General features: G+C 64.4%; 13 protein-coding genes. All 13 read right to left on the reverse strand.

Annotated features, from left to right (window positions below; translation table 11 throughout):
• Positions 1–3 precede the first annotated feature (3 nt).
• The 13 genes from flhA to AB5S05_RS13420 all read right to left on the reverse strand — a co-directional run bounded on the left by flhA (position 4) and on the right by AB5S05_RS13420 (position 11,776).
• Entirely contained in the window at positions 4–2,151 is a 2,148-nt protein-coding gene (gene flhA / locus AB5S05_RS13360; RefSeq protein ID WP_369288019.1) for a flagellar biosynthesis protein FlhA, read from the reverse strand.
• 100 nt (positions 2,152–2,251) lie between these two features.
• Positions 2,252–3,388, reverse strand: coding sequence for a flagellar biosynthesis protein FlhB (gene flhB, locus AB5S05_RS13365; RefSeq protein WP_369288020.1), 1,137 nt, complete (start codon positions 3,386–3,388; stop codon positions 2,252–2,254).
• An 8-nt stretch (positions 3,389–3,396) separates the two neighbouring features.
• Positions 3,397–4,173 (reverse strand): flagellar biosynthetic protein FliR, encoded by a 777-nt coding sequence (fliR, locus tag AB5S05_RS13370; RefSeq protein ID WP_369288021.1) that lies wholly within the window; start codon positions 4,171–4,173, stop codon positions 3,397–3,399.
• 1 nt (position 4,174) lies between these two features.
• Positions 4,175–4,444: a flagellar biosynthesis protein FliQ gene (gene fliQ / locus AB5S05_RS13375; RefSeq protein WP_369288022.1), complete on the reverse strand. Its 270-nt coding sequence runs from the start codon at positions 4,442–4,444 to the stop codon at positions 4,175–4,177.
• 2 nt (positions 4,445–4,446) lie between these two features.
• Positions 4,447–5,202: a flagellar type III secretion system pore protein FliP gene (gene fliP / locus AB5S05_RS13380; RefSeq protein WP_369288023.1), complete on the reverse strand. Its 756-nt coding sequence runs from the start codon at positions 5,200–5,202 to the stop codon at positions 4,447–4,449.
• On the reverse strand, positions 5,202–5,630 hold the full coding sequence (fliO, locus tag AB5S05_RS13385; protein WP_369288024.1) for a flagellar biosynthetic protein FliO: 429 nt from the start codon (positions 5,628–5,630) through the stop codon (positions 5,202–5,204). The genes fliP and fliO overlap by 1 nt, the downstream gene beginning before the upstream one ends.
• A gap of 1 nt (position 5,631) precedes the next feature.
• Positions 5,632–6,099, reverse strand: coding sequence for a flagellar motor switch protein FliN (gene fliN / locus AB5S05_RS13390; RefSeq protein ID WP_369288025.1), 468 nt, complete (start codon positions 6,097–6,099; stop codon positions 5,632–5,634).
• A 36-nt stretch (positions 6,100–6,135) separates the two neighbouring features.
• Entirely contained in the window at positions 6,136–7,107 is a 972-nt protein-coding gene (gene fliM / locus AB5S05_RS13395; RefSeq protein WP_369288026.1) for a flagellar motor switch protein FliM, read from the reverse strand.
• A gap of 9 nt (positions 7,108–7,116) precedes the next feature.
• On the reverse strand, positions 7,117–7,626 hold the full coding sequence (gene fliL / locus AB5S05_RS13400) for a flagellar basal body-associated protein FliL (protein WP_369288027.1): 510 nt from the start codon (positions 7,624–7,626) through the stop codon (positions 7,117–7,119).
• 349 nt (positions 7,627–7,975) lie between these two features.
• On the reverse strand, positions 7,976–9,223 hold the full coding sequence (locus tag AB5S05_RS13405; protein ID WP_369288028.1) for a flagellar hook-length control protein FliK: 1,248 nt from the start codon (positions 9,221–9,223) through the stop codon (positions 7,976–7,978).
• Between the two features lie 149 nt (positions 9,224–9,372).
• A complete protein-coding gene (locus tag AB5S05_RS13410) occupies positions 9,373–9,726 on the reverse strand; it encodes an Hpt domain-containing protein (RefSeq protein ID WP_369288029.1) in 354 nt (117 codons plus the stop codon).
• Positions 9,727–9,756: 30 nt separating this feature from the next.
• Positions 9,757–11,454 (reverse strand): fused response regulator/phosphatase, encoded by a 1,698-nt coding sequence (locus tag AB5S05_RS13415; protein WP_369288030.1) that lies wholly within the window; start codon positions 11,452–11,454, stop codon positions 9,757–9,759.
• A 16-nt stretch (positions 11,455–11,470) separates the two neighbouring features.
• Positions 11,471–11,776, reverse strand: coding sequence for an STAS domain-containing protein (locus AB5S05_RS13420; RefSeq protein ID WP_369288031.1), 306 nt, complete (start codon positions 11,774–11,776; stop codon positions 11,471–11,473).
• Positions 11,777–11,806: the final 30 nt, after the last annotated feature.

An 11,806-nucleotide genomic window follows, 5' to 3' on the forward strand; every position in this document is an offset into this window, starting at 1 on the left:
CGGTTAGTTCTGCCCCACCGTCGCGACGATGGTGACCTGCTTGTTATCCGGAATTTCCTGGTAAGCCAGCACGTGCATACTCGGCACCGCCAGCCGCGCGAACCGCGAGAGCATCGCCCGGACCGGACCGGCCACCAGCAGAATCACCGGCTTGCCGAGCATTTCCTGGCGCTGCGCCGCTTCCACCAGGGAACGCTGCAGCTTCTCGGCCATGCCCGGCTCCAGGAGGATGCCATCCTCGGAGCCCTGACCGGCCTTCTGTAGACTGTTTAGCAATATCTGTTCCAACCTTGGCTCCAAGGTGATCACAGGCAGCTCCGGCTCTAGTCCCACGATGCTTTGCACGATGGCGCGGGCCAAGGCGACCCGCACCGCCGCCACCATCGCGGCGGGATCTTGACTCTTGGCCGCGGCATTGGCCATGGCCTCGGCGATGGTACGAATGTCGCGTACCGGCACCTGCTCCTGCAGCAACGCCTGCAGCACCTTGAGCAGGGTCGACAGCGACACCAGCCCCGGTACCAATTCCTCGGCCAGCTTGGGCGAGCTCTTGGCCAGCAACTGCATCAGCTGCTGGACCTCCTCGTGGCCGAGCAGCTCATGGGCGTGCTTGTGCAGCACCTGATTGAGGTGGGTGGCAACCACGGTACTGGCATCGACCACCGTATAGCCCAGCGATTGCGCCTGGTCGCGCTGGCTCGGATCTATCCACACCGCCTCCAGGCCAAACGCCGGATCCTTGGCGGCCACGCCATTGAGGGTGCCGAACACCTGACCCGGGTTGATCGCCAGCTCGCGGTCAGGGAAGACCTCGGCTTCAGCCACGCTGACCCCCATCAGGGTCAGCCGGTAGGCGTTGGGCTGCAGGTCGAGGTTGTCGCGGATATGCACCGAGGGCATCAGGAAGCCCATTTCCTGGGACAGCTTCTTGCGCACCCCCTTGATCCGTGCCAGCAGCTGCCCACCCTGATTGCGGTCGACCAGCGGAATCAGCCGGTAGCCCACCTCCAGGCCGACCATGTCGACCGGGGTGACGTCATCCCAGCCGAGCTCCTTGACCTCCTGGGCCTTCTGCGCCGGCAACAGCTCCTGCTGGCGCTGGACCTCCCTGACCTCCTCGGCCTTGACCTGGCGCTGCTTGTTGGCGATCCAGTAGGCGGCGCCGGCGGCCACCAGGCCGAGGCTGATGAAGGAGAAGTGCGGCATGCCGGGCACCAGGCCCATGGCGATCATAATCGCCGCCGCGACCGCCAGGGCACGCGGCGAGGCGAACATCTGGCGGTTGACCTGGGCGCCCATGTCTTCGGAACTGGAGACCCGGGTTACCATGATCGCCGCGGCCGTGGACAGCAACAGCGAGGGAATCTGCGCGACCAGGCCGTCACCGATGGTCAGCAGGGTGTAGACCTTGCCGGCATCGACGACGCTCAGGCTGTGCTGGAACACGCCGATGGCGATGCCGCCGATCAGGTTGATGAACAGGATCAGCAGGCCGGCGATGGCGTCGCCACGGACGAACTTGCTGGCACCGTCCATCGAGCCATAGAAGTCGGCCTCCTGGGACACCTCGGAACGGCGCCGCTTGGCCTCGGCCTGGTCGATCAGGCCGGCGTTGAGGTCAGCATCGATGGCCATCTGCTTGCCCGGCATGGCATCCAGGGTGAAGCGCGCGCTGACCTCGGAGATCCGCCCGGCGCCCTTGGTCACCACCACGAAGTTGATGATCATGAGGATGGCGAACACCACGATACCGACCACATAGTTGCCGCCGATTACCACCTCGCCGAAGGCCTGGATCACCTTGCCCGCGGCATCGCCGCCATCGTGGCCATGCAGCAGCACCACCCGGGTCGAGGCGACGTTGAGCGCCAGGCGCAACAGGGTCGCCGCCAGCAGGATGGTCGGGAACACCGCGAAGTCCAGCGGGCGCAGGGCATAGATCGCCACCAGCAACACCACGATCGACAGGGCGATGCTGAAGGTGAACAGCACGTCGAGGAGAAAGGCCGGTATCGGCAGCATGACCATGCCGAGCATGACCAGCAGCAACAGGGGGATGCCCAGATTGCCATCGCGCAACCCGGACAGGTTGCTGCGCACATTACCGATCAATTGTGAGCGATCTACTGCCACGTCCCTACCCCAAGCCATTCAATCTTTTGACGCCAGCGCGCCCTTGGCGGGGGGTATCGCAAGAAGCATTCCAACTCTGGGCAAGCCGGCCTAACCATCCCTGGTCGTGGCCCTGTCCCTACTCGTCGCGACGCAGATCCGGCGGGATCGGCAGGTCCGGCAACGGCCCGGGGCGCTTGCCCTTGCCGGCCTGGTACTGACGGATCTGATAGACGTAAGCCAGGACCTGGGCCACGGCCAGGTACAGCCCGGCAGGGATTTCCTGGTCAAGGTCGGTGGAATAGAACACCGCCCGCGCCAATGCCGGCGACTCGAGCAGCATGACACTGTGCTCCTGGGCGATCTCGCGGATCTTCAGCGCGGTAAAGTCGCCACCCTTGGCCAACAGCACCGGCGCGCTACCCTTGGCCGGGTCGTACTTCAAGGCCACCGCAAAGTGGGTCGGGTTGGTGATCACCACATCGGCTTCGGGCACGGCCTGCATCATCCGGCGCTCGGCCATCTCGCGCTGCAACTGGCGGATACGCGACTTGACCTCGGGCTTGCCCTCGCTGTCCTTGTACTCGTCGCGCACCTCCTGCTTGGTCATCATCAGCTTCTGCTTGTTGTCCCAGAGCTGGAATGGCACATCCACTGCGGTAATCAGGATCAGCCCGCAGGCCATCCACAGGGTGCTCCAGCCGACCACCTGAGCGGCATGCAGAATGGCCGACTCCAGCGGCTCGTGGGCGATCGCCAGCAAGTCGTCGCGGTCGAACGAAAGCACCGCCAGCGCCACCAGCAGAATCACCACGAACTTGGCCAGCGCCTTGAGCAACTCGACCAGCGCCTTGGCCGAGAACATCCGCTTGAGGCCGGCCAGGGGGTTCATCCGGCTGAACTTGGGCGCCATTGCCTCGGCCGAGAACAACCACCCGCCCAGGCCGATGGGGCCGACGATGGAGGCGATCAGCAAGACCACGAACAGCGGCATGACCGCCTCCAGGGCGAGCTTGCCAGAGCCGATCAACCAGATGGCCATGGTGCCCTCGTGCATGATCGCCTCGCGCGACAGCTCGAAACTGCCGCGCATGATCTCCAGCAGGCTATTGCCCAGGCTGCCGCCCGAGGCGAGCAGGCCGCCAGCCCCCGCCAGCATCACTACCAGGGTATTGAGTTCGCGGGAACGGGCGATCTGGCCCTTTTCACGGGATTCGCGCAGGCGTTTCTCCGTGGGTTCCTCGCTTTTATCGGCACCACTCTCAGACTCGGCCATCGCCTACCTCAACCTGCCCGCGCCATTTCGCGCAACAGCATCAGGGCTTCGCTGGCCAGCACCTGATACTGCGTGAGGATATCCGCCATACCGACCCAGACGATCGCAAAGCCCAGCACCAGGGTCAGCGGAAAACCGATGGAGAAGATGTTCAGCTGCGGCGCCGCCCGGGTCATCACCCCGAATGCCACGTTGACCACCAGCAACGCGGTGATCGCCGGCAACACCAGGATCAGCGCGGCGCCGATCACCCAGCCCAGCTTGGTGGCCATCTCCCAGTAATGCTCGGTCAGCAGGCCGGCGCCGACCGGCAGGGTGACGAAGCTCTCGGCCAGCACCTCGAACACCACCAGGTGGCCGTTCATGGCGAGGAACAACAGGGTCACCAGCATCAGGAAGAACTGCCCGATCACCGGCACCGAGACCCCATTGGTCGGGTCGACCATGGAGGCGAAGCCCAGGCCCATCTGCATGGAGAGAATCTGCCCGGCGATCACGAAGGCGTGAAAGAACAGCTGCAAGGTGAACCCCAGCATCACTCCGACCAGCACCTCCTGGGCGATCAGCATGAAGGCCGGCAGACTCAGGGCATCCACCTGCGGCATCGGTGGCAGGGTCGGCGCCAGCACCAGGCAGATCGCCAATGCCAGGTACAGACGCACCCGCATCGGCACCAACTGGGTACCGACGATCGGCATCGCCATCAACAAGGCGGCGATGCGAAACAGCGGCAGCAGGAAGCTGCTGACCCAGCCGCCGATCTGCGCATCGCTCAGCTCCAGCATGTCAGCCGATCAGCATCGGGATGTTCATGATCAGCGTCTGCGTGTACTCCATCAATTGCTGCACCAGCCAGGGCCCGGCAATGATCAGGGTCAGCAGGATGACCATCAGGCGCGGCAGAAAGCTCAGGGTCTGCTCGTTGATCTGGGTGGCGGCCTGGAACATGGCCACCAGCAGACCGACCAGCAGACTGGGCACCACCAGGGTGGCGACGATCAAGGCCGTCAGCCAGAGCGCCTCGCGAAACAGGTCGACGGCGATTTCCGGGGTCATGCCTAGGTCCCTCCGAAGCTGGCCGCCAGGGTGCCCATGATCAGCGCCCAGCCGTCGATCAGCACGAACAGCATGATCTTGAACGGCAGCGAGATGATCAGCGGCGAGAGCATCATCATCCCCATGGCCATGAGGATGCTGGCCACCACCAGGTCGATGATCAGAAATGGGATGAAGATCATGAAGCCGATCTGGAACGCGGTCTTCAGTTCCGAGGTGACGAAGGCCGGAATCAGGATAGTCAGGGGCGCGGCATCCGGCGTGGCGATGTCGGTACGCTTGGACAGGCGCACGAACAGCTCCAGGTCGCTTTCACGGGTCTGCGCCAGCATGAAGTTCTTGATCGGGCCTTCGGCCTTGGCGATCGCCTCCTGGGCCGGCAGCTGCTCGCTGAGGTAGGGCTGCAGGGCATCGCGGTTAATCTGCTCGAACACCGGCGCCATGATGAACATCGTCAGAAACAACGACAGACCGATGAGGATCTGGTTGGACGGCGCCTGCTGCAGGCCCAGGGCCTGACGCAAGATGGAAAACACGATGATGATCCGGGTGAAGCTGGTCATCAGCATGAGGAAGGCCGGGATGAAGCTCAGCGCCGTCATGATCAGCAGGATCTGCAGGCTGACCGAGTACTCCTGCTGACCTGCGGTGTCGGTGCTGAGGGTAATCGCCGGGATCGACAGCGGGTTGTCGGCAGCGATCGCCAGCGGCGCGGCGAGCAGCAATAGCAGAGCCAACAGCGGGCGCAACAGGCTCATCAGGACTTGTCCTTCTGATCCTTGCCCAGCAGCTCCATCAGGCGCTGGGCAAACTCCGCCGAAGCCGGCTCGCCGTCGGGCAAATGTACCGGCTCGTTCATCACGTGCAACGCCGTGATGCGTCCGGGGCTGAGGCCGAGGAGGATCTGCTCGCCGCCCACCTGCACCAGCACCAGGCGATCGCGCGGCCCGAGTGCCTGGCTGGCCAGCACCTTGATCACCTGACCGCCGCGCGGACTTATCTGCTGGACCCGCCGCATCACCCAGGCCAACAGGAAGATCAGGCCGATCACCAGCAGCAGGCCCAGCAGCAGCTGCACCAGCTGACCACCGATACCGCCACCGGCCATAGGCGCAACCGCCTGCGCCTGCGGCTCGGCCGCCAGCGCCATTGCTGGCCCGGCCAGCAGAACACCCAGTCGTTTCATCTCAGCGCAGCTTCTTGATGCGTTCGCTCGGACTGATCACATCGGTCAGGCGAATACCGAACTTCTCGTTGACCACCACCACTTCGCCATGGGCGATCAGGGTGCCGTTGACCAGCACGTCCAGCGGCTCGCCGGCCAGCCGGTCGAGTTCGATGACCGAGCCCTGATTGAGCTGCAGCAGGTTGCGGATGGTGATATCGGTGTTACCGACTTCCATGGAAATCGACACCGGGATGTCGAGGATCACATCCAGGTTAGGCCCGTCCAGATTGACCGGCAGATTGTTCTTCGGCGCGCTGCCGAACTCCTCCATCGGCGCCCGCGGCGCACTCGGCGTGCTGACGCCGCCGGCGAGCATGGCATCGATATCATCCTGGCCGGCGCTGTCGCCGGCCTCGGACAAGGCGGCCGCCCATTCATCGGCCAGCGCCTGTTCCTCGGCGGAGGTGGTTGTGTTTTCGTCTGCCATAGTCTGTCCTCGGCTGGCTGGTACGGGTTGTGGGGTCTAGCGCTGGCGCTCTATCGGGTCGAGCACCTGCAACGCCAGGTTGCCTTTGTGCGCACCGAGTTTGACCTTGAAAGCGGGCACGCCATTGGCGCGCATGATCACGTTGTCGGGCATTTCCACCGGGATCACGTCGCCCGGCTGCATGTGCAGGATGTCGCGCAGCTTCAGCTGGCGTCGCGCCACGGTGGCACCGAGCGGCACCCTGACGTCGAGGATGTCCTCGCGCAGGGACTTGACCCAGCGCTCGTCCTGGTCGTCGACATCGGACTGGAAGCCGGCGTCGAGCATCTCGCGGATCGGCTCAATCATCGAATAGGGCATGGTGATATGCAGGTCGCCACCGCCACCATCGAGCTCAATATGGAAGGTCGAGACGACGATGACTTCGCTGGGGCTGACGATGTTGGCCAGGGCCGGATTGACCTCCGAGTTGACGTACTCGAAGTTGATATCCATCACCGCGTGCCAGGCCTCCTTGAGGTCGACGAAGGCCTGGTCGAGCACCATGCGCACCACGCGCAATTCGGTCGGGGTGAATTCGCGGCCCTCGATCTTGGCGTGGCGGCCATCGCCGCCGAAGAAGTTATCCACCAGCTTAAACACCAGCTTGGCGTCGAGGATGAACAGGCCGGTTCCGCGCAGCGGCTTCATCTTCACCAGGTTGAGGCTGGTCGGCACGTACAGCGAATGCACGTATTCACCGAACTTCATCACCTGCACCCCGCCCACTGCCACATCCGCCGAACGGCGCAACAGGTTGAACATGCTGATGCGGGTATAGCGGGCGAAGCGCTCGTTGATCATCTCCAGGGTCGGCATGCGCCCGCGGACGATGCGATCCTGGCTGGTCAGGTCGTATTGCTTGACGCTCCCCGGTTCCCCGGCGTCCTCGGTCTCGACCGCCCCATCGTCGACGCCATGCAACAGCGCATCGATCTCGTCCTGGGACAACAGGTCTTGCACGGCCATGAAGGACTCCTACTGCAACACGAGGTTGGTGAACAACACTTGCTCGACGGCCAGATTGCCCGTCTCCTTCTGCGCCAGCTCCTGCACGCTGGCCGTCGCCTGCTGACGCAGCATTTCCTTGCCCACCGGGGTCACCAGCGACTCGAAGTCCTGGCTGGAAAACAACATGACCAGGCGATTGCGCAACACCGGCATATGCACCTTGAGTGCGTCCAGGGCGGCCTGGTCGCGCGCCATCAGGGCAACGCTGACCTGCATATAACGCGCCCTGCCCTGATGGTTGAAGTTGACCACGAAGGCAGGCACCAACTCCTCATAGATCGCCGCCTGCTTGACCGGAGCAGCCGCCGCGGCAGGCGCGTGCTCGGCCTCGGCATCGCCACTGGTCTTGTGCAGGAAGAACCAGGTGCCTCCTACCGACAGGCCGACGGCCAGCAGCAGGGCCAGGACGATCACGATGATGAGCTTGAGCCTGCCGGCCGGTTTTGCCTCGGCGTCTGCCGCGTCTTTCGTAGCCATGCCAAAAATCCGTCACTGATCGGAGATATATCCGCTGTTGTAGGGGTGTGAGCAAGTGTTGTGCCAGCTTGCTCCAGACGCTCGCCGAGCGGCCCATACCGGAAGCCTCGAACGCCCCGGCAGTGCTCCCCCGCCGGGCGCCATCATAGGGGCAGCGGCGCCGCATATCGAGCCTCTCGCACGGCAACGGCCAGCGGACGTATCAGGAGCGCCCTGAAAACGACGCTGCCCGGCTCCCTCACGGGAACCGGGCAGCATGCCTGTATCACTGACCGGGGCGCATCCGCTCGCCGCAGCTTAACCCCGAATGGACGACAGCGGCTAGCGCCGGCCGCCCCTGGCCCAACGGCTAGGCGTAGTAGTCGACCATGCCGAGGCCACCGCCTGCAGGCGTCGCCTTCAACTCCGTGCTACCGACCACCAGCTCGTCGTCGGCAGTGCCGGACAACCCCTGGTCGGCGCCGCCCCGCCCCCGGCCATCGCCGTCCTGTCCCTGCCAGCCACGGCTGAGCGACTGGTCGGAAACGTTCACATCGAGCAGGTTCATCCCCTGCTGGGTGAACAGGTCGCGCAAGCGGTGCATCTGCCCTTCCAGCGCATCACGCACGCCGGCATTGGCGCTGGCGAAGGTGACCTGGGTCTGGTCCTGGTTCATGTTGATGCGCACTTCCAGACGTCCCAGCTCGGCCGGGTCGAGCTGAATATCGGCGGACTTGAGGTTCTGACTGGACATCCACATCACCCGATCGACCACCTGTTCGCTCCAACCGCCCTGCTGCATGGGCACCGGCTGGCCCGGAACCAGCGCGGCCGCGCGAGGCGCCGCCTGCGCTTGCTGAGCGATCGCCTGGCTCGCCGCGCCTAGCTTGCTGACGAAGTTCTCCGGACGGGTTTCGGCGACGCTTTCCTTGAGTGCCTCCAGCCCCTCCGCGGTCAGCTCGATCAGGGGTACATCACCGGCCTCGCCGAGCTCGCCCTGCGCCTGCTGAACGGCCTTGGCCAGCAGATCGCCGGCAAACACCTGGCCGCCACCGGCCGCCGATTGCACCGCCAGGACAGCCGGTGCGCCCGCTTGATTCGCCGCGGCCGCCTTGGCCCCCAGCTCCAGCGCCATGCGCACGGCCGGCAGCTGATTGAGCGCATCGAGTTCAGGGTCGAAGCTGGCCTCGGTCATGCTCGCCGGCCCCGAGCTACGCAACTGACCGACGGCCGCGCTCGACGCCTCGCCATCCAGCTGCGGACTCTCTTCGCTGGCTGGCGGCAAGCCCCCCATGCCCATTAGCAATAGTGGGTCGAAGGCTGGCGGCTCGGGCTGTGCGTCACTCGGCAAGGCGTTGCCGCCATCGGCAATGACAGGTTGTTCGACGGCAGCATCGGCCGCAACCTCCGGCTCATCGACTTCGGCCTTTCGCTCAGGTTTGGCAGCCGCCTCGCTGCGCTCCGCAGCCTTGCTCTGTCGCTCCTTGGCGTACACCTGGGCGAAGCTCGAGGCCTCGCTCTTGCGGGGCTCCGGCGCTTTGGCCGGTGCTTTGGCCACTGCAGCCTTGGGCTTTATTTCAGGCGCTGACCTGAGCAGCGGATCGGGGGCAACGGGCATGGATCATCTCCGTTAGAGAGGGTTCGTAGCGGAGAATCTGCAAGGGTTGGGCCAAGTTGAAGACCCTGGTGGCGGGAGCGCGACGAGACGGTTGGGCGGTATGAATCAGCCCCGGGAGAAAAGCATCGGCATCGGCCGCTCGTTCTCCCTCAGCTACGGTAACGCTGGCGCTCGGACTTGAACAGAATGCGCACGATGGCGAACTCACGCTCGATCTGTTCAATCAGTTCGGCGGCCTCTTCCAAGCGCTCGCGGCGGCCGACCTCCTCCAGTTGCTTGCACAGGCCGGCCAGCAGCGGCGCGCCCATATTGCTGCAACTGCCCTTGAAGCTGTGCGCCGCCAGGCGCAGCGCCTGCCCGTCACCACTCGCAGCGGCTTGATGGAGCAGACGCAGGCGCTCTTCTGAATCTGCCAGAAAAGTATCCAGCAACACCGGGTAGTCGTCTTCCATGACATCCTGCAAGGCCGCCAGTACCGCACTGTCGAGATGCACATCGGACATCGGGTCACTCCCTGATCAGATAGCGCCGGATTATGCCCCAGCCGACCAGGAAAACTCCACGCTGATGCCACGCCCATCGGCCGGCCAGGTGCAGCGCTCGCTCAGCTGACGAATCAGGGCCAGGCCCCGTCCACTGAGGCCATCGACCCGCAACTGCTGCTCCAGCAGCGCCTTGCCGTCGAACCCCGGGCCACTGTCCTCGACCCGGATCGTCAGCCGTCCACCGCCGGCCTCGGGCTGCAGCTCCAGCCGAAACCGCACATAGCCCTGGCTCAAGGCTGCCAGGCGCACACTGCGTTGGCGGTAGTACTCGGCAAAGCCCTCGGCATCGGACTTCAGGGCCGAATCTAGCCCCAGCACCCCATGCTCCAGGGCATTGGAGTACAGCTCGGCCAGCACGCTGTAGAGGGCGCCCCCTTGGGAGCGCAACCCCTGCACCTCGAGCAGCAGCTGCAGGAGGAATGGCAGCGGATTGAAGCTGCGCAAGGTCTCCCCACGAAACTCGAAGCTGGCCGACCAGTCCAGCGGACTGTTCTGCCCGCTGTCGGCAAAGGCCAAGGGCGGGCGGCTGAGGCTGGCGTCCTCGACCAGGCTGACCTCGATCAGGCTGATGTCATCCTGCGCCTCGCCACGAAAGCGTGCCAGCGCCTGCTGGATCTCGGCGAACAGCCGGGCCGGCTGGCGGTTGGCGTCCAGCACCTCCAGCAGCCGCCCCTCGCCAAACAGTTCGCCCTGCTTGTTGCAGGCCTCCAGCACCCCATCGGACAGCAGGAATATGCGGTCGCCCACCTCCATGGGATAGACCTCGCAGGCGTCATTGAACGCCGCCGGTTCCAATATCCCCAGGGGCAGGTGGCGCGAGATCAGCACCGTTCGCTGATTGCCGCCGGCACTCAGCAGGTAGCCATCGGGCAAGCCGCCATTCCAGACCTCGACCACCCTGCGCTGGAAGCTGATGTTGAGCAGCGTGGCGCAGCAGAACACCCCCACCGGCAAGATGTGTTTGAGCTTGGCGTTCATTTCCCGAAGAATCTCGGCCAGGGTGTACCCCTTGGCCGTCATGCCATAGAACACCTCGGCCAGCGGCATGGCACCGATTGCCGCCGGCAAGCCGTGACCGGTGAAGTCGCCGAGCAGCACATGCATGCCACCAGAAGGCTTGAAGGCCGCGAGCAGCAGATCGCCATTGAACAGGGCATAGGGCGATTGCAGGTAGCGAACGTTCGGCGCGCCCAGGCAGCCCGAATGTGCCACCTTGTCGAATACCGCCTTGGCCACCCGCTGCTCGTTGAGCAGATGCTCGTTGTGGCTGGCAATCAGGTCGCGCTGCTGCAGCACGGTATCCTGCAGGCGGCGCAGGCGATCCATGGCGTTGATCTTGGCTTCGAGGATGACCCGGTTGTACGGCTTGGCGAGAAAGTCGTCGCCGCCGGCCTCCAGGCAACGAACCAACGCCTCGCCTTCGGTCAGGGAGGTCAGGAAGATGATCGGCACCAGCTCCTCGCCGGCCATCTGCTTGATCCGGCGGGCGGCCTGGAATCCGTCCATGACCGGCATCAGGGCATCCATCAACACCAGCTGCGGACGCTCCTGCTCGAACAGGGCTACCGCCTCCAGGCCATTGCTGGCGGTCAGGCTGCGGTGCCCCTGGCGGGTGACGATGGTCGACAGCAACATGCGGTCGGCAGCGTTATCTTCTGCGATCAGGATCGATAAACGCTCGGACATGAGCCGAAATCTCGCCCTAGGCGATCTGGAACAACTGCTCGAAATTGGAGATGGCGAGGATCTTGCGTACGTCCGGGTTGCAGTTGAGCAGGCGAATCTGCGCATGATCACCGCCGGCATGGTCGCGCAGCAGCAGGAGCATGCCCAGCGCCGAGCTGTCCAGGTAGGTGGTGCCCTTGAGGTCCACCACATAGCGGGCCGGGGTCAGATTGATCCGCTCGTAGGCGTCGCGAAACTCCTGATGCGCGCCGAAATCGAAACGGCCCTGAATCCTGATGGTCAACTCCTGCCCATCGGAGGAAGGCTGCGAAGTGATTGCCATGAATAGCTCCTTATCCAGCAAAATTCGTCG

Origin of the sequence: Pseudomonas zhanjiangensis, from assembly GCF_041027545.1 — a bacterium.
GTDB classification, from domain to species: Bacteria; Pseudomonadota; Gammaproteobacteria; order Pseudomonadales; family Pseudomonadaceae; genus Aquipseudomonas; species Aquipseudomonas zhanjiangensis.